At 40.0% G+C, this 23,590-nt stretch carries 21 protein-coding genes and 1 other annotated feature; of the genes, 2 read left to right on the top strand and 19 right to left on the bottom strand.

Features of this window, described 5'->3' with window-relative positions:
- Window positions 1-12: 12 nt before the first annotated feature.
- The gene (locus tag HMPREF9200_RS00625; protein ID WP_038144352.1) at window positions 13-1,173 is read right to left on the bottom strand and encodes a M20 family metallopeptidase; all 1,161 of its coding nucleotides are present in this window, start codon (window positions 1,171-1,173) and stop codon (window positions 13-15) included.
- 341 nt (window positions 1,174-1,514) lie between these two features.
- On the opposite strand from HMPREF9200_RS00625, the gene metF reads away from it, so the two are divergent.
- Entirely contained in the window at window positions 1,515-2,396 is an 882-nt protein-coding gene (metF, locus tag HMPREF9200_RS00620) for a methylenetetrahydrofolate reductase [NAD(P)H] (RefSeq protein ID WP_009352852.1), read from the top strand.
- Between the two features lie 212 nt (window positions 2,397-2,608).
- Here the strand turns inward: metF and alr are convergent, their stop codons facing one another.
- From alr to yfbR, 17 genes are all read right to left on the bottom strand, one after another.
- Window positions 2,609-3,718: an alanine racemase gene (gene alr, locus HMPREF9200_RS00615; protein ID WP_009352878.1), complete on the bottom strand. Its 1,110-nt coding sequence runs from the start codon at window positions 3,716-3,718 to the stop codon at window positions 2,609-2,611.
- A gap of 264 nt (window positions 3,719-3,982) precedes the next feature.
- Complete coding sequence (locus tag HMPREF9200_RS00610) at window positions 3,983-5,278, bottom strand: SLC13 family permease (protein WP_009352963.1); 1,296 nt, start codon at window positions 5,276-5,278, stop codon at window positions 3,983-3,985.
- 51 nt (window positions 5,279-5,329) lie between these two features.
- On the bottom strand, window positions 5,330-5,593 hold the full coding sequence (locus HMPREF9200_RS00605) for a hypothetical protein (protein ID WP_009352887.1): 264 nt from the start codon (window positions 5,591-5,593) through the stop codon (window positions 5,330-5,332).
- A gap of 143 nt (window positions 5,594-5,736) precedes the next feature.
- Window positions 5,737-6,852: a sodium ion-translocating decarboxylase subunit beta gene (locus tag HMPREF9200_RS00600; protein WP_009352994.1), complete on the bottom strand. Its 1,116-nt coding sequence runs from the start codon at window positions 6,850-6,852 to the stop codon at window positions 5,737-5,739.
- A gap of 56 nt (window positions 6,853-6,908) precedes the next feature.
- A complete protein-coding gene (locus tag HMPREF9200_RS00595) occupies window positions 6,909-7,292 on the bottom strand; it encodes a biotin/lipoyl-containing protein (RefSeq protein ID WP_009352906.1) in 384 nt (127 codons plus the stop codon).
- A gap of 60 nt (window positions 7,293-7,352) precedes the next feature.
- Window positions 7,353-7,517 carry a hypothetical protein gene (locus HMPREF9200_RS08615; protein ID WP_009352831.1) on the bottom strand — a complete coding sequence of 55 codons (165 nt, stop codon included), beginning with the start codon at window positions 7,515-7,517 and terminating at the stop codon, window positions 7,353-7,355.
- Window positions 7,518-7,533: 16 nt separating this feature from the next.
- A complete protein-coding gene (locus tag HMPREF9200_RS08610) occupies window positions 7,534-7,842 on the bottom strand; it encodes a hypothetical protein (protein WP_038144350.1) in 309 nt (102 codons plus the stop codon).
- Between the two features lie 94 nt (window positions 7,843-7,936).
- Window positions 7,937-9,466 (bottom strand): carboxyl transferase domain-containing protein, encoded by a 1,530-nt coding sequence (locus HMPREF9200_RS00585; protein ID WP_009352916.1) that lies wholly within the window; start codon window positions 9,464-9,466, stop codon window positions 7,937-7,939.
- Between the two features lie 36 nt (window positions 9,467-9,502).
- Window positions 9,503-9,925: a methylmalonyl-CoA epimerase gene (mce, locus tag HMPREF9200_RS00580; protein WP_009352819.1), complete on the bottom strand. Its 423-nt coding sequence runs from the start codon at window positions 9,923-9,925 to the stop codon at window positions 9,503-9,505.
- Window positions 9,926-10,026: 101 nt separating this feature from the next.
- A complete protein-coding gene (gene meaB, locus HMPREF9200_RS00575) occupies window positions 10,027-10,968 on the bottom strand; it encodes a methylmalonyl Co-A mutase-associated GTPase MeaB (protein WP_009352943.1) in 942 nt (313 codons plus the stop codon).
- A gap of 68 nt (window positions 10,969-11,036) precedes the next feature.
- Window positions 11,037-11,432 carry a cobalamin B12-binding domain-containing protein gene (locus HMPREF9200_RS00570; RefSeq protein ID WP_009352817.1) on the bottom strand — a complete coding sequence of 132 codons (396 nt, stop codon included), beginning with the start codon at window positions 11,430-11,432 and terminating at the stop codon, window positions 11,037-11,039.
- A gap of 30 nt (window positions 11,433-11,462) precedes the next feature.
- Window positions 11,463-13,109, bottom strand: coding sequence for a methylmalonyl-CoA mutase (locus tag HMPREF9200_RS00565; protein WP_009352914.1), 1,647 nt, complete (start codon window positions 13,107-13,109; stop codon window positions 11,463-11,465).
- A 20-nt stretch (window positions 13,110-13,129) separates the two neighbouring features.
- Window positions 13,130-14,638, bottom strand: a complete 1,509-nt coding sequence (locus tag HMPREF9200_RS00560) for an acetyl-CoA hydrolase/transferase family protein (protein WP_009352985.1) — start codon at window positions 14,636-14,638, stop codon at window positions 13,130-13,132.
- A 589-nt stretch (window positions 14,639-15,227) separates the two neighbouring features.
- Window positions 15,228-16,529, bottom strand: a complete 1,302-nt coding sequence (locus tag HMPREF9200_RS00555; RefSeq protein WP_083818383.1) for an O-antigen ligase — start codon at window positions 16,527-16,529, stop codon at window positions 15,228-15,230.
- Window positions 16,502-17,794, bottom strand: coding sequence for a folylpolyglutamate synthase/dihydrofolate synthase family protein (locus HMPREF9200_RS00550; protein ID WP_009352842.1), 1,293 nt, complete (start codon window positions 17,792-17,794; stop codon window positions 16,502-16,504). Before HMPREF9200_RS00550 ends, HMPREF9200_RS00555 begins: the two co-directional genes overlap by 28 nt.
- An 11-nt stretch (window positions 17,795-17,805) precedes the next feature.
- On the bottom strand, window positions 17,806-20,466 hold the full coding sequence (locus tag HMPREF9200_RS00545; RefSeq protein WP_009352961.1) for a valine--tRNA ligase: 2,661 nt from the start codon (window positions 20,464-20,466) through the stop codon (window positions 17,806-17,808).
- Between the two features lie 124 nt (window positions 20,467-20,590).
- Window positions 20,591-20,801 (bottom strand) — a binding site (T-box leader).
- A gap of 198 nt (window positions 20,802-20,999) precedes the next feature.
- Window positions 21,000-21,593, bottom strand: a complete 594-nt coding sequence (yfbR, locus tag HMPREF9200_RS00540; protein ID WP_009352894.1) for a 5'-deoxynucleotidase — start codon at window positions 21,591-21,593, stop codon at window positions 21,000-21,002.
- A gap of 102 nt (window positions 21,594-21,695) precedes the next feature.
- Here yfbR and HMPREF9200_RS00535 point away from each other — a divergent pair, with 102 nt between their 5' ends.
- Window positions 21,696-22,430, top strand: a complete 735-nt coding sequence (locus tag HMPREF9200_RS00535) for an adenosylcobinamide amidohydrolase (RefSeq protein ID WP_009352970.1) — start codon at window positions 21,696-21,698, stop codon at window positions 22,428-22,430.
- A gap of 72 nt (window positions 22,431-22,502) precedes the next feature.
- On the opposite strand, the gene HMPREF9200_RS00530 is transcribed toward HMPREF9200_RS00535, so the two are convergent.
- Window positions 22,503-23,480, bottom strand: coding sequence for an asparaginase (locus HMPREF9200_RS00530; RefSeq protein WP_009352864.1), 978 nt, complete (start codon window positions 23,478-23,480; stop codon window positions 22,503-22,505).
- Between the last annotated feature and the right edge of the window lie 110 nt (window positions 23,481-23,590).

Here is a 23,590-nt window from a genome sequence, read left to right as displayed (position 1 = left end):
AAGATAGGCTAATTAATAATTTGCTTTCGACTGTTGAAAGTCTTCTTGAATCTGAGCCAATAAGCCCGGTGTGGTGAGAATTTCCTCTACTGTAAGAGCAATCCCCTTGGCTCCGTACATAATAGCATCCTCTGCTAATTGAGTTTTCCCATTATCTAACCATTCTTGAGAATGACTAGTCACTCCTCTACCTACAAATTTAACCCGTAAACAAGCTCCTGGTACGCGGAATGTAACACTGGAAAAGTCAGTAGAACCAGTTACCTTTCTCGGTTCTGAAATATCTGGAGCGCCTACGATTTCCGCATTCTTTAAGAGTAAATCATTTAAGCTTTGCACATTGACCTTGTTATCATAGGCTTTTACTTCATCCCATTCCATAGTAGCTCCCACTTGCAAGGCTGCCCCTTGAGCCACTTGTTTCACGCGCTCCACTACTTCATCTAAGCGAATGCGACTAGAGGAACGAATATACCACTGTGTACACGCATAGTCTGGAACTATATTCGCTGCCTTACCACCATCTGTAATAATCCCATGCATACGTACTTCTGTTGGTACATGCTCACGAAGGTATTCCATACCATTAAAGAATAATAACACTGCATCCAACGCACTGATGCCTTTTTCTGGAGCAATCGCTGCATGAGCCGATTTGCCATGGAATTTAATATTCACCAAGTTAAGCGCCAAGGACTTGCCATCTACCGTGGTAGAATCACTACCGTGCATCATGAAAGCTACATCTAAATCGTCAAAAACTCCTTCTTTTGCCATCACCAATTTGCCAGATGCTGTTTCCTCTGCTGGTGTCCCATACACCACCAAGGTAGCTGGCACTTGCAAGGTACGACGTAAACCAATAGCTGCTGCACAGATGGAAGGCCCTTGCAGATTATGCCCACAAGCATGACCCAAACCTTCTAAAGCATCATATTCGCAGAGAAGTCCAATTTTCGGTCCTCCTCCTTGCACATGGTACACAGCACGAAATGCGGTTTGTAAACCACTCACTTCACGGTCTACAGTAAACCCTTCACTTTCCAGTAAATCTGTTAATTTACCATGGGCTAAAAACTCTTCATTCCCTAGTTCTGGATGGTCGAAGAAAAAATCATTTAATGTTTTCATGGATCCTCGCAAGGATTCAATTTCTTCTAGTAATTGACTCATCACTTTCTCCTTTCTTGCACAATAGACATGCACAACTCTATGACTACAGGAATTACATTCCCTCATTTTTCTCTTCTTCTGAAAGTCCTACTATAACTAACTAGCAATAGCAGTATTCCGAATACTTTTATTATATAGATTTCTACTGAAAGTTCCAATACATATAGCATACGATTCTCCTATTTTCTCTATGCTAATTTCATATGCATATCCCTAAACTCTAACTTTCATTACATTTTATAGTTTTTACCTATAATAAACTATATATTTTAAGAATTGGTCTATATAGAAAAAAATTGGTATCATAAGAACATGTTTTACAGATATGAAAGGAACCAGCCATGAGCGAAACTATACAACAAAAACGACCAACATTATCTTACGAAATATTCCCTCCTAACACACAAGTAGGCGATGAAAAAATTATTACTGTATTAGATGAATTAAAAAGCCTAAAACCAGAGTTCATCTCTGTTACCTGCAGTAATAAACAACGCAATATTGAAGAAACAACCATAAAGTTATCCAACTATGTGCAAAATACATTGCATATCCCTACGAAAGCCCATTTACCAGCTATTTATTTATCTAAAAAGCAAGTGCGCTCCGTTATTGATCAATTAGATCAACTAGGTATCCATAAGCTACTGGCACTTCGTGGCGATATTTTAGAAGACCTACCACCAGTAGGAGACTTCAAATATGCTTCAGAACTCGTACATTTTGTAAAAGACTATGCTCCGCATTTCCAAATTTCTGGTGCTTGCTATCCAGAAGTGCATCCAGACTCACCCAATCAATTACAGGACATTAAATTTCTAAAAGAAAAAGTAGATGCCGGCTGTGAACTATTAGTAACACAATTTTTCTTAGATAACAATGTATTCTACGATTTCCAAGAAAAATGCGCTTTAGCAGGCATTGATGTACCAATCTTAGCCGGAGTAATGCCTATCATCAACCGCAACCAAGCTTTGCGTCTATTAACAAGCAATGCTACCGCTATTCCACGCAAATTTAAAGCTATTTTAGACAAATATGAGCATGATCCAATCGCCCTTCGTGATGCTGGCCTTGCCTACGCCTTAAATCAAATCGTAGACCTTGTAACAGAAGGCGTATCTGGTATTCATCTATACACAATGAACCAATCTAATACAGCCTTATATATCGAAAATGCAGCACGTTCTTTATTTAGCTCTCCCATATATGAAAACCAATAAATAAGAAACTCTATATAGCCTACAATACGTATAGTGTACATACAAATTACAATAAAAATGCTCTACCTAGTGCCTCTCTCAAAGAGAACCTAAGTAGAGCATTCTTTTTATTCATCTTAATCTTATCATTGTAGTTACATTTATAGTTATATTGCTTAAAGGAGAATGTAACAACATATCTCTAGTAAAAGGGGGGTGTAACAAGATAGCCTCTAAATATAATGTCTTGGCACCCGTTCTGAGAAATTACAGAATATTTCATAAGGAATGGTCCCAACCAAATAAGCCAATTCAAGCGCTGTAATACTCTCTTGTCCTTGTTGTCCTAATAGCACAACAGCATCTCCTGGAGCTACGGTAATATGACTTGGTACTTTCACCATAAATTGGTCCATACAGATACGCCCTACTATAGGACAGCGTGTACCATGGATAAGCACAGAGCCTTTATTAGACAACGCCCTAGGATATCCATCGGCATAACCCACAGGTATAGTAGCGATCGTTTCCTCAGCCATCGTTGTATAGGTACTTCCATAACCGATAGATGACCCTTTGGGTAAATGTTGTACATGTACTACCTTACTATATAAACTCAAAGCTGGTTTCAATCCCAATCGATTAGGCACATCCATGGAAGGCATAATGCCATATTGAATAATACCTGGTCGAGCATCGTTAAATAAACTATCTCTTACTGCCAACAATCCAGCACTATTGGCTAAAGAAAAGCGATAATCCTCAGTACGATTGGCACGAATTAACTCCACCACATCTCGAAATTGTTGTACTTGTTGATTGGCATGAGTTTGATCCGCAGCATCGCCATTGGCTAGGTGTGTAAAAAATCCATCTACTCGTAAATATTCATAAGACTCTACTGTTTCTAAAAATGCTAATACATCATCTGGCTTACTACCGATACGATGCATACCTGTATCTACAGCAATAGCGCACTCTACAATTGTTTCATGTCGACGAGCACATTCATTCAACGCTTCTAAATCTGTGGATTCACAAATAGCAGGTCTAGAATGCCCTTCTATCACTAAATCAAAGGATTGGGGCAGCGTCAGACCTAATAGATAAATAGGTACCGTTATACCTGCCTCACGCAAAGGAATCGCCTCTTCTGGAAAAGCTACGGCTAGCGACTCATACCCTTCCTCTACGGCAATACGTCCTACCATAACACTACCATGTCCATAAGCATTTGCTTTCACCACTGCAGTACTCGTGCACCACTCTGGTAAACAATCTTTAATTTTCCGTAAATTACTTCGTATTTGTGCTGTATCAATTTCTACATATGTAGGTCTCACACATTCACCTTCTTATTATTAGTATATAAAACCTAGTATTAACTACTATTTATTAAACTATTATAATAGCTCCTAACTATTCTAAATAATTATTTGCATTACTAATGTACCATGCTATAAAAGTATATGCAATCCTTTTAGATTATTTCTTTTAATACCTTTCATAAAAAGGACTGACTACAAAATCTTGCAAACAAGATTCTGCGTCAGTCCTTATCTATTACCTATTTAATTTTACATTATACCTAAGCAAAGTATGTTACATTATGGCATATTGAAAGGCCATACCATTGGAATCACGATAAGACTTACGATGAAGCAAACCAGGATTAATGGAGTACCTGCTTTCACATAATCCATAAATTTGTAATTACCAGGTGTTAATACAATTGTATTAGGTGGTGTACCTACTGGTGTAGCGAATGCGCAAGATGCGGCAACGCCAATCGCCATAAGTACTGCATGAGGGCTTGCGCCCATCGCTTGAGCAATGGAGATACCAATTGGTGCTAACAATGCGCAAGATGCTGTATTGGACATAAATTGTGTTAATACGCAAGATAAGATAAATAATACAGCTGTTGCAAAGTAAGGACTTGGGTTATCACCCATGATACCTACTACTGCATTGGCAATCATTTTACCAGCCCCAGAATCATTCATCGCGGCCGCTACTGGCATCATGCCAGCAAATAGGAAAATAGTTACCCAATCTATCGATTGATATGCTTGTTTCTCTTTTAAGCAACCAGCTAATACGGCTAAAATAGCACCTACGATAGCGGCTACATGAAGAGGAACGTTAATACCAATGCTTTTCAATGGATCAGACAATGCCATGAATAATACAACACCTAATAAGATAATACCAGAGTACCACATTTTTTTAGGATCATTAGAAATTTCACTAGCATCTACTTCTTGTTCTACTTCAGCATCTGCATTACCATCATGTTTAGGTAAAAAAAGTTTACCAATTGTTACCATGTAGATCATAAATGCAACTGTTAAAGGAATACCAATCCATGCAAATTCAAAGAAACCGAATTGAGGTAGTTTAGCTTGGCCTAATGCACCATTGATGATGATGTTAGGAGGTGTACCTACTAAAGTGATGATACCACCAATCCCTGCTGCAAATGCCATAGGCATCAATTGACGGGACGCTGGGATTTTAGCAGATGCACAAATACCAATAACTACTGGCAATAACGCTGCTGCCGTACCTGTGTTAGAAAGCACAGATGACATACCTGCTGTTACAAGCATCAAAGCAATCATAAGACCATTTTCACTTTTACCTGCTTTATTAACAACGGAAATACCAATTTTTTGTGCTAAACCAGTATGGAATAATGCAGCACCAATAATAAACATACCTGCGAATAAAACTACTGTACTATCAGATAAACCACTAAATACTTGTTTCATTGGAATTACACCTAATAAACCAAGTGCCATAGCACCACCGATAGACGTAATTGCAAGTGGAATAATTTCTGTTACAAATAATAACGCCATTACACCAAGGACAATTAAGGTTTGTACAGCCGGATCCATAAGAATCAACTCCTCCCTAAGGGATACATTCCTTATTAGCCGCAAAGCGCTTTAAAAAAAAGCGTATATAATATAGGAAGATAGGCCAATAAGAAATAACATAATCGCCGCTACTCCATACCCTTCTGCTGTACAAGGGTATCCAAAATGTAGCCACTCTCCAAGTAGGCCACGGCGGAGAAAAAAGCTATATGTTTTTCGTTTTTGAAACCATTTAGATTTTCGCTCTTCACCTAATAGGAGTGCGGTGATGATAAAAATAAAAAGCGCAATACAAATACAAGCAAAAACCTTTCCTTCGTCTGATAATATCATAGGCGTCACCTCATACATAATAAAAGTGAAAAAAGTCTGAGTATTTCTAAAGCGCTTTAAGACAAACTATATAGTTCATCATAAAAGTATCTGTAATAGCCTAGGCAACCCTTTTAGGCGGATTGCCTAGACACTGTTACAAATTATTTCATCATAGCAAGCATTGTACCAGCTGCTACAGCTGTACCGATAACACCTGCTACATTTGGCCCCATCGCATGCATTAATAGGAAGTTCGAAGGGTTTGCCTGTGAACCCACTACTTGCGATACGCGGGCTGCCATTGGCACCGCAGATACACCAGCAGAACCGATCAATGGGTTTGTTTTACCACCGTCTGCCCAGCACATTAATTTACCGAAAATAACACCACCAGCGGTACCACCGATGAAGGCAACTAAACCTAATACGATAATTTTAATGGTTTCTAAATTTAAGAAACTGTCTGCTGTCATTGTAAGACCTGTACCAGTAGCTAAGAAGATTGTTACTGTGTTAATTAAAGCGTTTTCAGAAGTATCTGCCAAACGAGCTGTTACACCAGATTCACGGAATAAATTACCAAGCATCAACATGCCTAATAAAGAAGTGATCGGTGGTAACAACAAGGAAATGGAAATTGTCGCTACTACTGGGAAAACAACTTTTTCAAAACGAGTTACTTCACGCAATTGTTCCATTACGATTTCACGGTCTTTTTGAGTTGTAAATAACTTCATAACCGGAGGTTGAATCAATGGTACAAGAGACATATAGGAATATGCCGCTACTGCGATAGCACCTAATAACTCAGGAGCTAATTTTGAAGCTAAGTAAATGGATGTAGGACCGTCAGCACCACCGATAATACCGATAGCTGCTGCCTGTTTAGCAGTAAATCCAACCATCATCGCTCCACCAAGAGCCACGAATACGCCGATTTGAGCTGCTGCACCTAATAATAATGTTTTAGGATTTGCAATGAGTGGACCGAAGTCAGTCATAGCACCTACCCCTAGGAAGATAAGAGGTGGGAAAATTTCATATTTAATCCCTAAGCCAATCAGGTTCATAACGCCTTCATGGAAACCATTATTAGGAATGTTAGCCAAAATACATCCAAATGCGATTGGACTCAATAATAGAGGTTCAAAGCCTTTCGCAAAAGCTAAATACAATAAGATAATTCCGACAAGGATCATGATACCATGACCCATTGTGAAACTAATAAAACCACTATCCACCCAAACAGAGTTGAGTGCAACAAGAAAAGCGTCCATATGGAGTTCCTCCTTTAGTACTAGAAGGGTTTAGTTTAAGCAGTATAAAGTTATGATTAGCCTAAAACAACTAAAGCGTCGCCAGTTGCTACAGTTTGGTTAGCTGCTACACGAACTTCAGCTACTGTTGCATCATGTGGAGCGTAGATTTCGTTTTGCATTTTCATAGCTTCTAAGATGCAAAGAAGATCGCCTTTTTTAACTGCTTGGCCAGCTGTAACTGCTACGGATAAGATTTTACCTGGCATTGGGCATTTTACTGTTTCTGCGCCTGCTGGTACTGGAGCTGCTGCCGCTGCTGGAGCTGGAGCTGCTGCTGGAGCTGCTTTAGGAGCTGGAGCTGCTGCTTTAGGTGCTGCTGCCACTGGAGCTGCGCCACCAACTTCATTTACTTCTACTTCATAAACTGTACCGTTTACTGTAACATTGAACTTTTTCATTATAACTTCCTCCTGAATTACCTATTTGTAATGAAACTTTTTCATAAGCTTTAGATTAGCTTATAGGGCCTGTAAACGACTAGCTAGTCGCCAAGAATTAGACACTACAGGGCGAATGGATGCAATTTGGTTTTGCGAATAGCCCATAGCAACGATAGCACTGACAATAGCCGCTACAACTTCTGTTTCTTTGTTAGCAGCTTGTGCGTTGGTAGTCTTATTCATTAAGTTCTCCTCCAAACTATCTGGTTACATTCCTACCTAGCAGTCTACCGTCCAATTTCCAACCTGTGCTCACAATCGGTCTTACGGAAGCAATTTGTGATTTGGAATATCCCATCGCACATACTGCTGCCACGATGGCTGCAACCACTTCATCATGATTAGTAGTAGTTACCGCACTAGGAGCTGTGGCTGATGATACCTCTGCTACCTCAGCCTTAGTTGACTTTTTTTTGTAGGATCTACTAGATAAATAATATGCATAAGCACGCCTAATAAAATTAGAACGGCGAATACAATTGTCATATTGATGGCCATAATTAGCCACGGATTATCTGTCATACTTTCACCTCATTAATAGAGAACCATGATAGTAGAATCATGCAAGAAGCAAAGTGTGTAGTATGCCTCTACCTAATATCTTATAGAGGGATATTACCGTGTTTTTTCGGAGCACGGGTTTCGCGTTTACTTGCCAACATTGCTAATGCATTGATGATAGCAGGACGAGTATGTTTAGGTTCAATTACTACGTCAACGAATCCACGTTCAGCAGCTTTGTATGGAGTTGCGAACTCTTCTACATATTTAGCTGTTTTTTCATCTTTATCTTCATCGCGTTTGAAAATGATGTTAGCTGCACCAGCAGGTCCCATTACAGCGATTTCAGATGTAGGCCATGCATACACTTGGTCTGCACCCAAATCTTGGGAACACATTGCAAGGTAAGATCCACCATATGCTTTACGAGTGATAACAGTAATTTTAGGTACTGTTGCTTCAGAGTAAGCATATAACATTTTCGCACCGTGACGAATAATGCCACCCCATTCTTGGTTTGTGCCCGGTAGGAAGCCCGGTACGTCAACGAAGTTTACAACAGGGATGTTGAAAGCATCACAGAAACGGATAAAGCGGGAAGATTTGTCGGATGCATTGATGTCTAAGCAACCTGCCATTACGCGTGGTTGGTTAGCAATGATACCTACGCTTTGTCCAGCAAAACGTGCGAAACATGTAATAATATTTTGTGCATAGTGTGGTTGTACTTCATAGTATTCACCATTATCGACTGTTGCACGGATAACATCGAACATGTCATAAGGCATATTTGGATTGTCTGGAAGTAAAGTATTTAAACCTTCATCTTCACGAGCTGGGTCATCACCAGTGTCAACTAATGGAGTGTCTTCCATATTGTTGCTTGGTAAGAAGCTCAACAAGTAACGAATTTGTGCTAAGCAATCATCTTCGTTTTCTGTTGCAAAGTGAGCTACACCAGATACACTGTTATGAGCCATTGCACCACCAAGGTCTTCTGCTGTTACTTCTTCTGCTGTTACAGATTTGATAACAGCTGGACCAGTGATGAACATTTGAGATGTATTTTTAACCATGTAAATGAAGTCAGTTAATGCTGGAGAATATACAGCACCGCCTGCACATGGTCCCATGATAACAGAAATTTGTGGGATAACGCCAGAAGCGTTAGTGTTTTCAAAGAAGATTTTACCGTAGCCAGCTAATGCGTCTACTGCTTCTTGAATACGAGCTCCACCGGAGTCATTGATACCGATAATAGGAGCGCCCATTTTCATTGCCATACGTTGTGCTTTAACGATTTTAGCAGCGTGCATTTCCCCAAGGGAGCCACCTTCTACTGTGAAATCTTGAGCAAAAGCAAATACCAAACGTCCGTCGATAGTACCGTAACCAGTCACTACGCCTTCACCTGGTAATTCTTTTTTCTCTTGACCGAAGTTCACACAACGATGTTTAACGAATTGATCCAATTCAACGAAGCTATTATCGTCGAATAATTTTTCAATACGTTCACGAGCTGTATATTTACCGCTCGCGTGTTGTTTTTCTACGCGTTTTTCACCGCCACCTTGTTTTACAGTGGACAGCTTTTTGTGCAATAATTCAATTTTTTCCTGAACTGTTGCCATTTTACACCTCCATAGAATAATTACGGATATAGTCTATTATTTCATGCGTTGGCAAAGTTCTAATAAAACACCGCCAGTAGCTTTTGGATGAAGGAATGCAATTGCAGATCCACCAGCACCATAGCGAGGTTCTTCGTCAATTAATTGAACACCTTTTGCTTTTAAATCAGCGATAGCTGCTTTGATGTCATCAACGCGAAGTGCTACGTGTTGGATACCATTACGGCCACCATTTTTTTCGATAAAACGACCGATAGGGCCATCTGGAGTTGTAGATTCTAAGAACTCAAGTTCAGCATCACCGCAAGGGAAGAAGCTTACTTTTACTTTTTGTTCTTCAACCACTTCATCTTCTGGTAGATGTTCCATACCAAGTGCGTTTTTATAAAATTCTTTTGTTGCTGCTAAGTCAGATACACCGATACCGATGTGGTCTACTTGTAATACTTTGAATGCCATAATAACTCTCCTTTCAAATGAGCTGCAACTCGAAAGTGATTTTTATCATCCTTCGATTACTTATATGATACCACGATATTAGATTTTTATCATTCTTTTTATTATCTTTTTAATGACTTTTCCAATACCGAGTTAACAACACTATAAGGGTCGTTAGTTCTATTATTAACAGCTGCTACATCTTGTTTGAAAGCATCACTTTCTACAACATGTTCGTGAACATAGCGCATGATTTGTTCATTAATCATCGCCACGAGCTCATCGTGAGTACGTTCTGCACGACGAGTTGCTAATTCTCCACTATCTTCAAGATATTCAAAGTGTTCATCTAGTGCTTCCACTAATTCATCAACACCTTCATCTTTACTAGCGATAGTTCTCTTAATTGGTGGTCTCCAATCAAGTTCACGAGAATCTAGGTCTAGCATCATTTCAATTTCAACATTAAGCTTATCACAGCCATCGCGGTCTGCTTTATTGATAGCGAATACATCACCAATCTCTAAAATACCTGCTTTGATAGCTTGGATATCATCACCTAAACCTGGTACTAATACAACCAATGTAGTATCTGCATTTTTAACGATATCTACTTCTGATTGTCCAACACCTACAGTTTCGATGATAACAAGATCCATGCCAAATGCATCCATTAATTTAACAACATCTGCTGTTTTTTTAGATAATCCACCTAGGCTACCACGTGTACCCATACTACGGATAAATACATTTTCATTTAATGTCAAATCATTCATCCGAATACGGTCACCTAAAATAGCGCCGCCTGAGAATGGACTGGTTGGGTCAACAGCAACGATGCCGATCCTCTTACCTTGTTCTAGATAATGCTTAACCACTTTATCTGTCAATGTACTTTTACCAGCTCCTGGAGCACCTGTGATACCCAAGATACGAGCTTTACCAGTACGTGGATAAATAGCTTTCATAATATCGATAGCATTATCGTATTCATTTTCTACAGCCGTGATCGACCGTGCCAAAGCAAGACGAGAACCTTCTAATAGTTCTTTGATTAAATCCATATTGTCACCGTCCCAATTATATATACGTCTAGGCTCGAACATAGATGCCCGAGCCTAGCTCAAGTATATTATTTTACGTTAGCTTTGATGAATTCAATTACATCAGCTGTTGGAGTGCCTGGTGTGAATACTGCGGATACGCCAGCTTCTTTTAAGCCAGGGATATCAGCGTCAGGAATAACGCCACCACCAACTACTAATACATCGCCCATGCCTTTTTCTTTTAGCATTTCAACGATTTTAGGGAACAATGTGTTGTGTGCGCCAGAAAGAAGAGATAACGCAACTACGTTAACGTCTTCAGAAAGAGCTGCTTCAACGATTTGTTCTGGAGTTTGACGAAGACCTGTGTAGATAACTTCGAAACCAGCATCGCGAAGTGCGCGTGCTACTACTTTTGCACCACGGTCATGACCATCAAGACCTGGTTTTGCTACGATTACTCTGATACGTTTTTCTGCCATGATGTTATACCTCCAAATAGGTTCGATTAATTATAGTGTGGAATGAGCTTGGTATTCACCGAATACGCCGCGCAATACGTTACAAATTTCACCTAATGTAGCATATGTTTTAACGGCAGCCAAGATTAATGGCATCAAGTTTACAGATTCATCTTCTGCACCAGCTTTTAATGCAGCTAATGCTGCATCAACTGCTGTTTGATCGCGGTCTGCACGAACTTGTTGTGTTTTCTTGGATTGGTTGATACCTACAGAAGCATCGATACGAAGAAGACCTTCAACTGGTTTTTCTTCTACTTGGAATTTGTTAACACCTACGATTGTACGAAGGCCAGATTCCACTTCCATTTGCCATTTATAAGCAGACTCTTGGATTTCTTTTTGGATGTAACCTTTTTCGATAGCTTCAACAGCGCCACCCATTTCATCGATTTTTTGGATGTATGCTTTCGCTTCTTCGTAAATAGCATTAGTCATAGCTTCTACATAGTAGGAACCGCCCAATGGGTCAACTACGTCAGCTAAACCGGATTCGTAAGCAACGATTTGTTGAGTACGAAGAGCGATTTGTACAGATGCTTCAGTTGGAAGAGCCAATGCTTCGTCACGAGAGTTAGTATGTAAGGATTGAGTACCACCCATTACAGCAGCTGCAGTTTGAAGAGCAACACGAACGATGTTGTTGTCAACTTGTTGTGCAGTCAACATGGAACCAGCTGTTTGAGTATGTACACGTAACATCATGGATTTAGGTTTTTTAGCACCAAAACGTTCTTTCAAGATATGTGCCCATAGACGACGGGATGCACGGAATTTCGCAACTTCTTCTAATACGTTGTTGTGTGCGTTCCAGAAGAAGGATAAACGACCTGCGAAATCGTCAACTTCTAAGCCAGCTTTAAGAGCTGCTTCGATGTATGCAATACCATCAGCAATTGTGAAAGCGATTTCTTGCGCAGCAGTAGAACCAGCTTCACGAATATGGTAACCGGAGATGGAGATAGTATTCCATTTTGGCACATATTGAGAGCAATATTCGAAAATATTAGTGATCAAACGCATGGATGGTTTTGGAGGGAAGATGTAAGTTCCGCGAGCTGCGTACTCTTTCAAAATATCATTTTGAATTGTACCGCGAAGTTCAGTGGAAGGCACACCTTGTTTTTCAGCAACTGCAATGTACATAGCAAGAAGTACAGATGCAGGAGCATTGATTGTCATAGAAGTGGAAACTTTACCTAAGTCGATACCTTGGAACAAGATTTCCATATCTTTTAAGGAGTCAATCGCAACACCTACTTTACCAACTTCGCCTTCAGCCATAGCGTCGTCGGAGTCATAACCGATTTGTGTTGGTAAGTCGAATGCGCAAGAAAGACCAGTTGCACCGGACTCGATTAAGTAACGGTAACGTTTATTGGACTCTTCAGCAGTTGCGAAACCAGCATACATACGCATTGTCCAAAAACGGCCACGGTACATAGTAGGTTGTACACCACGAGTATAAGGATAGAATCCTGGGAATCCAAGATCACGTTCATAATCAAAACCTTCTAAATCAAGCGGTGTGTATACCGGTTGTTCTGGTAAGTTTTGACGTGCAGGTACTTTCTCACAGTTTTTAGCGTACGCTGCTTCGTATTCAGCAAGTTTGGCTTTTAAGTTGTCATTAGCCATGTCATCATCCTCCTAAAAAATTAACCTTGTTTTTTCATGCTTCCTGTTTCAGTGAAGCGTTTATGCCAAGAAAGAGCTTCATCTAATAAGATAGGTGTATGGGCGCCATTTGTCTTTTCAATAGCTCTTTCGAGGTAGTTAAGTAATTCTTGTTTGTAGTCTGGGTGAGCACAGTTTTCAATGATTTTGTATGCTCTTTCAATTGGAGCCAAACCACGAACATCGGCAATACCTTGTTCTGTACAGAATACTTGTACATCATGTTCTGTATGGTCAATGTGGGATACAAAAGGAACGATGGAACTGATGTCTCCGCCTTTTGCTACAGAGTTCGTACAGAAAATGGAGATATAACCATTTCGAGTGAAGTCCCCGGAACCACCGATACCATTCATCATTTTGCTACCCATGATATGAGTAGAGTTTACATTACCAAAGATATCGAATTCAATCGCTGTATTCATAGTGATAACACCAAGTCTACGAGCTAATCCAGGGTTATTGGAAATCTCTTGTGGGCGCAAGAGAATATGTTTGCTGTATTTTTCAATATTGTCATAGAAGCGTTTCAATCCATCTGGGGATGGGGATAATGCTGTACCAGAGCAATCTGTTACTTTACCTGCATCGATTAAGTCCAACATACCATCTTGGATAACTTCTGTGAAAATAGATAAGTTTGTGAAAGGACCTTCAGCCAAGCCAGACACAACAGCATTTGCTACAGAACCTACGCCAGATTGTAATGGCAATAAGTTTTCAGGTAAACGACCTGCTTTTACCTCTTCTAAGAAGAAGTTAATCAAATGTTGACTCATCGCTTTTGCATCATCATCGATTGGTGCTAGTGGACGAGTTGTGTCAGGTACATCACATGGAACGATAGCTACGATTTTCGCAGGATCACATGGGATGTAATCTGTTCCGATACGATCGCCAGCCGCTTTGATTGGGAATGGCTCACGATATGGAGGATCTTGTGGTTCATAGATATCGTGCATACCTACCAAAGACATTGGTTGAGATACGTTCACTTCTACGATAACTTTTTTAGCTTGGCTAACAAATGTTGGAGAATTACCAACGGATGTACTAGGAACGATACCACCATCTTCACGGATGCAAACCGCTTCAATGATAGCTACGTCAGTGTCACCGAAGAAACCATACCGGATTTGTTGAGCCATTTGGCTAAGGTGCATATCAATATAACGAATTTTTTGGCTATTCAAAGCTTTGCGAGTATCGTTATTTGTTTGATATGGGAAACGACGACGAATACCGTTTACACGAGTTAATGCTCCGTCTGCTTCATCACCAACTGATGCACCAGTCCAAAGATCAATTTGGAAAGGATCTGATTCCATGCGTTTTGCTAGAGCCAATGGCACTGCTTTAGGGTAACCAGATGGTGTAAAACCACTGATACCTACATGGTCTCCTGGATTAATCAATTTAGCTGCTTCTTCTGCTGTAGTAATTTTTGCTTGCAACGCTGCGCCTTGCACGCGATCTAAAATGTCGATCATACTACCATCTCCTTTAGTTTGAATGACTTATTCAGCTATCTAACAATCACACTATACATTCAATTCTTTTATTTCTATTATGAAAGAAATTTCTTACTTACAAAACTGTTATAGAAATATAAGATTAAATATCTACTCAAAGTGTGACATTTGTTAATTCTCATAAATACTACTCATTTTTCTTATTATTGTCAACCATATATGCAAATATATGCATAATAGGCATACAGAACAGATAAATCCAATGCGAGTATAACTTTTTGTTATACCCTTTATCTACCTATATCTATAAATGTTGGTGTAGTACAACTTTTTTCGATATTTCAACTCTTATGCATACACTCTATTTATGTTTATGCATTTCTACGTGTTATATTATTCATAACTAACAGTTATTTGCTTTTATTCTTTTTTGTTATTTCCCAAGTTATAGTTTTTTACTTTACTGTGTTAGTCCACTCAAAGCTATATAATTGATGATTCCTTTAACTTCAAAACAACAGTATCATTTTTCATATTTCTTAATTCAATATTCATACTCTTCTATAACAATTGATGTATGCAAATATTGTTATAGACAATATACAATCTAAACACAATGATTACCACATATAAAAAGTATAGAGATTGTCATAAGACCTTCTCTATACTTTTTAAGTTTTATATTATTTTTATTTCGTATGACACTCATAGAAAAGCCTAATAGTTGCCACAAGACCATACTTACTTGCTGGCTATATAAAGCATGATCAAAGAGACCGCTTACCAAAACAACTACGGTAATCAAGGTCATACTATAGCGATATGGAATGGCAAGGTGCTTTTGTTTTTGCATATTTCTACTATGCCCTAATAAAATTGCTAACAACAAGCACAAGGAAATCGGGCCCGTTTCTGCAGCCACTTGCAAATACAAATTATGGGCATGATAGATTATGACCGTTGGATCTTGGATAAAATAATTATAGTCTGGATAGGTCATCCAAAATGCATCCCAACCAATACCAAAGATAGGAAAATCTTCTATCATGTACATAGTGCTATCCCATAATGCCCACCGGAGCATGACTGATGTATCTTGCCCACTAAAGAGCGACCACAATCGACTGGATACTTCCCCATGGTAAAAGAATAACACCAACGGCACTACTAGAAGGGCATATAATAATCTTCGCTCTACACAAATACCTGCCACAAATACAACAATAGCCAAACTAAGCCACATGCCTCTCGAATAAGTAAGAACAAGACATAGTAGCATACATATGACTGCTAATGCCATGTAAGCAAAGCGTTTCCAATCTTTAGCTTTCAATACCTGTATCGTTCCTAATCCACCAACGGATAGGACAAACAATAAATACTCACCCAATAAATTAGGGTTCTGTAACGTCCCATACATGCGCCGCATGAGTCCTGGAAAATGAACATTATCCACCCATTCATGAATATGTTCCGGAGTCATATAAAAATACTGATATCCCGCACCTAAGCACACGAGAACTCCAGTAATACAAAATAAGGACAAAAACGCTTTCTGCCGTAATTCATTATCTATATAATATGTCATCAACCAATAGATACTGCCATACATACCTATATGGTAGAACCAGCTCATAGCCGACCATTGTATATTTATGGAATTAACGATAGAAAATCCCGTCCAAAGAATAAACCCCAGAACTGCCCATTGTAGCCAATGTAAGCCCCTAGAAAATCGTTGCCTATCAAATAGCAATGCTAGTATCCCCGCCACAAGGACAAGAATATTGCCACCTATGGGTAATAAAGGAATGCACACGGTGGCTCCATAGAGGAGGTAGACTATCCATTGGTCCACAGATAGTCTACGTAGGGCATCCATTAGTGCCCCATTTCTTGGGCGATCCATTGTTGCACGTCCCCAAGAATGTATAAGGATCCCACCACAGCGATGATATCGCCTTCCTTAGTTATTTTCATAGCATGGTCTAAGCCCTCTTGGATTGTCTCCATAGGATCTGCTTGGACGGGCATTTGTTTGGCCAACTGTTGCGGTGCAATGCCTCGTGGTGTTGGTGCTGGTACCGTAATAACACGGTCTTTTTGTCCCACTAAATAACTAACCATAGTGGATACATCTTTATCTTCCAAAATTGATAAAACCACAGTTTTCGCTTTTTCTGGATACAGTTCATTGAAAGTCATAGAAAAGGCTTCTGCTCCGCTCGCATTATGAGCCCCATCTAAAATGATTGTCCTGCCATGGACTTTGAAGGTTTCAAACCGTCCTGGCCAAGTAGCACGAGCTAAGCCTTCACGGTACGTTTCTTCGCTCACTGCTTGTTCTTTGTCTTTCAAAATTTGCAATGCTCTTGCTGCACATGCTAAATTCAGGGCTTGATGGATACCATGCATAGAAGTAAAGAGCATGTCTTTATGTCCTTCTTTATCTTTTACAGTAATCATTTGTCCCATCGCCATCGCACTGCGACTATCGATGGTAAAGTCCTCATTGAACACATGGTAGGTCACGCCTAGAGAACGAGCCGTTTCCTTGATCACATCAAGAGCGCTCCCTTGAGCTGCTGTTACAAGAGGTACTCCTTGTTTGATGATACCTGCTTTATGGCGGGCAATCTCCTCTACGGTATCTCCACAGTACGCTTGATGGTCAATGGTCACATTTGTAATTACTGCCACTTCTGGAGTGATGACATTCGTAGAGTCTAGTAATCCACCTAAGCCTACTTCGATAACGGCATAGTCCACACCTTGTTCTTGGAAGAATAGGAATGCCGCTGCTGTTAAGATTTCAAATTGTGTGGGTGCTTCCACACCGCGATCCATGATGGTTTTCACAGCATGGCTTACACGTTCAATCAAATCAGCAAAGGCCTCTTCTGTAATACAGGCTGTGTTCACACGCATGCGCTCCGTATAGGATTGCAGATGCGGGGACGTAAATGTCCCCACTCGAAGTCCGCTCATATACAAGCCATAGGTAATATAGGTAGATACAGATCCTTTCCCATTCGTTCCTGTGACATGGATCGTTTTATATGTATGTTGTGGATTTCCTAGCTCTTCTAATAGCGCTGTAATCCGTTCTAATCCTGGATGAATCCCAAAGGAGGCTACCTCTTCTAGGTAGGCAATCGCTTCCGTATAATTCATGATGGATCTCCTTATGCTAATGTTTTTAAGAACTCTTCACGTTCGTTCAAGGCTTGTTGTTTTTGTTTGTATTCTTCCAATTTTTCTTTTTCTTTCGCTACTACCGCTTCAGGGGCTTTCGCTAAGAATCCTTGGTTGTTCAATTTACCTTCTAAACGAGCGATTTCTTTCAATACTGTGGCTTGTTCTTTGGCGATACGTTCTTTTTCTTTATCTGCGTCAATTAAATCTTTCAACAACAAGTACACTTCTAAGCCGTTCACCACAGTTACTGTAGCATTTTCTGGTTTTGGCGCATCTGGTGAAAGTACTGTTACTTTTTCTGCCCAACCTAAGGTATGGAAGTAATCACCATGGGTTTCTAAGATACCTTTCAATTCTTCTGTAGCAGGCACTAAGATAACTTCAGAACGTTTGCCCATTGGTACATTCATTTCTGCACGCATGTTACGGATACCTTTAATGCCGTCCATCATCACATTCATATGTGCCGCTGCAGAGCCGAAACCTTCCATGGATAATGTACTTGGCCATGGAGCAACCATGATGCTCTCCCCTTCATGTGGCAAGTGTTGCCAAATATGTTCTGTTACGAATGGCATGAATGGGTGCAATAATTCCATCATATGACGAAGAATGGATACCAATAGGTATTGAGCTGTTTGACGGTCACGGCCACCTTCTTTGTTGTACAAACGAGGTTTCGCTAATTCAATGTACCAGTCGCAGTACGTATTCCAAATGAAATCGTATACAGCGCTCGCTGCTTCCCCTAATTCAAATTTATCAAGGTTATTCGTAATGTTTGTGACTGTTTTATTGTATTCTTCTAGAATCCATTTATCTGCCAATGTGTAGTCTTCTGCGCTTGGTACAAAACTTTCATCAAAGCCCTCTAAGTTCATCAACACAAATTTGGATGCATTCCAAATTTTATTAGCGAAATTACGGTTTGCTTCCACACGTTCCATGTAAAAACGCATATCGTTCCCCGGTGTATTGCCTGTTACCAAGGTAAAGCGCAACGCATCGGCACCGTATTCTTCGATCACTTCTAATGGATTGATACCATTGCCCAAGGATTTACTCATTTTGCGACCTTGGCTATCACGTACTAGGCCATGAATGAATACGTGTTTGAAAGGAATTTCTTCTTTAAATTCTAAGCCCATAAAAATCATACGAGCTACCCAGAAGAAGATAATGTCATACCCTGTTACCATGACGCTAGTTGGATACCAATGTTTCACTTCCTCTGTATTGTCAGGCCAACCCATTGTGGCAAATGGCCATAAAGCGGAGCTGAACCATGTATCTAGTACGTCTGGATCTTGTTCTACTTTGCCATGGCAATGTGGACATTCTGTCAATGTTTCTGTCGTTACAATCGTTTCCCCACAATCTTGACAGTACCACGCTGGGATACGATGTCCCCACCACAATTGACGAGAAATACACCAATCACGAATAGACTCTAACCAGTTGGTATATGTTTTAGTAAAACGTTCTGGTACAAATTCAATAGATTTATCACGTACCACTTCTAAGGCAGGTTTTGCCAATGGCTCCATAGATACGAACCACTGTTTCGACACCATAGGTTCTACTGTCGTGTTACAACGAGAACAATGACCTACACTATGCCCATGTTCTTCCACTTTTTCTAATAAACCTTGCGCCTCAAGTTCTGCTACTACTTGTTTACGCGCTAATTCACGAGGCATGTTCACAAAGTGACCTGCTCCTGCATTCATGGTGCCATCTGGGTTCATCACCACGATACTTTCTAAGTTATGGCGTTGTCCCATTTCAAAGTCATTAGGGTCATGAGCTGGAGTGATTTTTACGCAACCAGTACCGAAAGATTGATCTACGTATTCATCAGCAATGATTGGGATATGCCGATTCACGAATGGAAGCAATAATTCTTTGCCTACTAAATGGGCATAGCGCTCGTCGTTAGGGTTCACCGCTACGGCTACGTCACCAAACATCGTTTCAGGGCGTGTGGTAGCTACTGTTAAAAATACATCTTCTTCCCCGATCACAGGATATTTAATATGCCATAAATGACCATTTTCATCTTCGTGTTCTACTTCGATATCGGATAAAGCTGTCAAACAATTAGGGCACCAGTTAGTGATGCGTTCTCCACGATAGATTAAACCTTTTTCGTATAACTCTACGAATACTTTTAATACTGCTTCATGGTAACCTTCATCCAAGGTAAAACGCTCTCTCGTCCAGTCACAAGAAGCACCTAAACTACGGATTTGTTTTACGATGGTGCTACCGTACTCTTGTTTCCACTCCCATACACGTTTCAAGAACTCTTCACGACCTAAATCATGACGAGATTTTCCCTCTGTTTTCATGATATTTTCTTCTACTTTTACTTGCGTTGCAATCCCTGCATGGTCTGTACCAGGCATCCACAACACGTTGTAGCCTTGCATACGTTTCGTACGAATCAAAATATCTTGCAAGGTGTTATCAAGGGCATGACCCATGTGCAATTGACCTGTTACATTTGGTGGCGGTAACACAATGCTGAAAGGCTCTTTATTTGTGTCCACTTCCTCATGAAAGTACCCTTTCTCTTCCCAATATGTATACCATTGTTGCTCAATCTCTTTTGGATTGTAAGTTGTGAGATTTTTATATTCCTTCATATGTCCTCCTAGTTCAAATATATCTTTACATTCCTACACTTCAATTAGCATATTTCTATGGTAAACTTGTAAAGTCGCAAAAATGATAGATATTCTTTAGTATATACAAAAAGACCCCCTCGTCCTATAGGACGAAAGGGTCTATACTTCCGCGGTACCACCTAGATTATTGCCGTAGCAATCACTCATTATCGTTAACGCTGATCAGCGGGCACACTTACTCTAGTTCACCATGCCAACTCCGAGGCTACCCTCTTTCTATTACATGCATTGTTCCACCAACCCAATGCTCTCTGTGATGCGTTCAAAAGATTTTTCCTCTTCTTAGTCATTATCTATATAATATTAGTATACGTGAAAGTATGTAATGACGTCAATATGACAAACTATAAACCCTCTATATTTTCTAGAGATAGTACAGGTTCCCCTTAATAACAATCCCAGGGTTCTTTTTAGACACCTTTAAAGCCTCTATAGTTGTACTCATATAGGTAACATGTCCTTTGCATACATGAAAAGTAATAAGTACACTCTTACTTTGCAAAAGACACATTCATTTCATCTAAAGACTTCGTCAAGCTCGGAACATAAACTTTCAAAAATAAATTCACCTCTGGTAAATTCATATCCTGCAAACGTTTATAAATACTGTCATAGGCTGCATTAAATTCATCATTACCAGCAGCTTTTTCTGTGACGCATTTCATAAATGCTGACATCGTATCTGCTGCTTTTATTAAGACTGCATATTCATCAGAGATACCTAATAAAGCTTCCTCATAGCACGGTTGAACCTCTTCTGGTAATGTGTGCCACAAAGTTTCATTTGCCAACTGTTCTACTTCCCCATAGAGGGCACGCAACTTAGGATTAAAATATTTTACCGGTGTCGGCATATCTCCTGTAAAAACTTCACTCACATCGTGATACATAGCCAATACCGCTAATCGGTTCACATCCACAGCCCCATCAAAATAGGTATTCCGTAACACACCTAACTGGTGCGCAATCATAGCTGTTTCCAAACTATGACCTTGTAAGTTTTCTACTTCTGTATTGCGCATTAAGCTCCAGCGCTGAATATATTTCATACGCTGCAATAGCGCAAAAAAATGACTCTCTTCCATAATAGACTCCTCCTCAATGATTATATAATCTATTATACTATCCTAGTTCTTTTTATGGTACTATAACTATATAAAATAACATGTTACTTACTAGGAGGATATATGCCCAATTACAATCAATACAAGGTTCCTACTACACTACGTAGTGGTGGCTACGTGGACATCCATAGTTCAGCCATTACCGTGACCTATAATATGCCCTATTATGCCATCAGCACGAGCCCTTTCAACGGTGGCCTGCACCATGTCATGGCAGTACGCAATCAGCAATTAACTTTTTTCGTCAATAATGAAAGTGAATTACCTGGTGGTTCTACCTCTGACTATTTAGCAAAAGAGTGCGTTCAATTAGACTTACCCATCCATTTCTGTACCGCTTTACTAACCACTGCCTCTATGAATCGACATGCCTATGTATGTTACCAAGAAGGAACTATCATCGTAGAAATCATTGCCACCGCTGGTGTTGAAAAAACAGCGCATCGAGCAGGAGATGGCTATACGTACTACGAAAAAGATGGCGCCTTCCATACTGGAGGCACCATCAACTTATTAGTATTTACCAATTGCGCCCTCACCGATGGGGCTCTCACAAAATCACTTCTCACAATTACCGAAGCCAAAACGGTGGCACTTCAATCTATAGGAATCACTAGCGTTCTATCTAATCAGCCTGCCACTGGTACATCCACAGATGGCGTCATCATGACCATCGATCCAAATGGAGAGCTCCTGACAGATACAGGAACCTTCTCCCAATTTGGTGACACCTTAGCTAAAGCCGTGCGAAGTGCTATAGAAAAAGCATTAGAAAACACAGCTACCTTGGATCTATAAATATACGAGCTTTTTTGCTACCATTCTATTAACCTAAATCGCCGTAATCTGCATAGCACAACAAGAGAAGATTTAATAGAGTGCAAATAAGTTCTCTAAATCTTCTCGACTTCGTTCTTGTTGTAACGCCAACATTAAAAGTATTCTAGCTTTCACAGGTGACAAGGAATCGCTAACGATAAAGCCTTCTTTTACATCTGATGAATTACTGGACACAATACCATTTCCAATGCGAGATGATCGTACTTTGGGAATGGTAATTTTTTTGAGCGTATCTCGTACAGCCTGTGGCAATGTGCCATGCCCAAAACCACCCACAATTAACCCTTGTGAGCGACTTGCTACCATAGTTAGTATTTCTGTATCCATACCTCCATAGAGATTCACAATTCCCACTTGTGGCAATTCCACTTCTTCACGCAAAATAAATTCGCTGTCACTTGTATGCTTACGACATGGAGTATAGTAAAAATAAGCCTTTCCATTTTGTATGCACCCCATATGACCTAATTGGGCATTTCCAAAGGTAGCCACATCGGTGGTATGTAACTTTGCTACCTCTCTACCGCTATCAATGTATCCATTCATCACCACAAGAACACCTTGGTGAATAGCACTTTCACTGCGCGCCACTTGCACTGCTTGCAGCAAATTCACCGGACCATCAGCACTAAGTGCTGTTGCAGGACGCATGGAACCAGTCATCACAACCGGTTTCTTCGTATGTACTGTCAATTGCAAGAAATACGCAGTTTCCTCCATCGTATCTGTGCCGTGGGTAATAACAATACCACCTATATCATCTCGCTCAGCCACTTCATTCACAAGTAATGCTAACCGTACCCAACGATAAGGGCTCATTTCAGAACTATCTATATTAGAGAATTGCACACTTTCAAAAGGACCATACTCATTCAAGGCAGGCACAGCCTGCATCAAATCATCTATACCAATCGATCCCGCTCTATATTCCGTTAATGCACTAGACCCATTTCCTGTACCTGCAATGGTACCTCCTGTGCCTATAATCATAATCTTTGTATCCTTCATGTGATAACCTCCTTTGAAATCACTATTCTTATTATAGCATTCCTTGGCATACCATTGACATAGACTTTCATCATAAAAGAATCGTTTATTCTTATATTGACCCCTTACGG

This window comes from Veillonella sp. oral taxon 780 str. F0422 (genome assembly GCF_000221605.1).
Classification (GTDB): Bacteria; Bacillota; Negativicutes; order Veillonellales; family Veillonellaceae; genus F0422.
Note: the sequence above shows the minus strand (reverse complement) of the source record. Positions and strands in the feature narration are given on the sequence as shown.

Bases quoted from the DNA above. Each gene is read 5' to 3' on its own strand.
- HMPREF9200_RS00625 (WP_038144352.1), bottom strand. From the start codon at position 1,173: ATGAGTCAATTACTAGAAGAAATTGAATCCTTGCGAGGATCCATGAAA.
- metF (WP_009352852.1), top strand. From the start codon at position 1,515: ATGAGCGAAACTATACAACAAAAACGACCAACATTATCTTACGAAATA.
- HMPREF9200_RS00610 (WP_009352963.1), bottom strand. From the start codon at position 5,278: ATGGATCCGGCTGTACAAACCTTAATTGTCCTTGGTGTAATGGCGTTA.
- HMPREF9200_RS00605 (WP_009352887.1), bottom strand. From the start codon at position 5,593: ATGATATTATCAGACGAAGGAAAGGTTTTTGCTTGTATTTGTATTGCG.
- HMPREF9200_RS00600 (WP_009352994.1), bottom strand. From the start codon at position 6,852: ATGGACGCTTTTCTTGTTGCACTCAACTCTGTTTGGGTGGATAGTGGT.
- HMPREF9200_RS00595 (WP_009352906.1), bottom strand. From the start codon at position 7,292: ATGAAAAAGTTCAATGTTACAGTAAACGGTACAGTTTATGAAGTAGAA.
- HMPREF9200_RS08615 (WP_009352831.1), bottom strand. From the start codon at position 7,517: ATGAATAAGACTACCAACGCACAAGCTGCTAACAAAGAAACAGAAGTT.
- HMPREF9200_RS00585 (WP_009352916.1), bottom strand. From the start codon at position 9,466: ATGGCAACAGTTCAGGAAAAAATTGAATTATTGCACAAAAAGCTGTCC.
- mce (WP_009352819.1), bottom strand. From the start codon at position 9,925: ATGGCATTCAAAGTATTACAAGTAGACCACATCGGTATCGGTGTATCT.
- meaB (WP_009352943.1), bottom strand. From the start codon at position 10,968: ATGGATTTAATCAAAGAACTATTAGAAGGTTCTCGTCTTGCTTTGGCA.
- HMPREF9200_RS00570 (WP_009352817.1), bottom strand. From the start codon at position 11,432: ATGGCAGAAAAACGTATCAGAGTAATCGTAGCAAAACCAGGTCTTGAT.
- HMPREF9200_RS00565 (WP_009352914.1), bottom strand. From the start codon at position 13,109: ATGGCTAATGACAACTTAAAAGCCAAACTTGCTGAATACGAAGCAGCG.
- HMPREF9200_RS00560 (WP_009352985.1), bottom strand. From the start codon at position 14,638: ATGATCGACATTTTAGATCGCGTGCAAGGCGCAGCGTTGCAAGCAAAA.
- HMPREF9200_RS00555 (WP_083818383.1), bottom strand. From the start codon at position 16,529: ATGGATCGCCCAAGAAATGGGGCACTAATGGATGCCCTACGTAGACTA.
- HMPREF9200_RS00550 (WP_009352842.1), bottom strand. From the start codon at position 17,794: ATGAATTATACGGAAGCGATTGCCTACCTAGAAGAGGTAGCCTCCTTT.
- HMPREF9200_RS00545 (WP_009352961.1), bottom strand. From the start codon at position 20,466: ATGAAGGAATATAAAAATCTCACAACTTACAATCCAAAAGAGATTGAG.
- yfbR (WP_009352894.1), bottom strand. From the start codon at position 21,593: ATGGAAGAGAGTCATTTTTTTGCGCTATTGCAGCGTATGAAATATATT.
- HMPREF9200_RS00535 (WP_009352970.1), top strand. From the start codon at position 21,696: ATGCCCAATTACAATCAATACAAGGTTCCTACTACACTACGTAGTGGT.
- HMPREF9200_RS00530 (WP_009352864.1), bottom strand. From the start codon at position 23,480: ATGAAGGATACAAAGATTATGATTATAGGCACAGGAGGTACCATTGCA.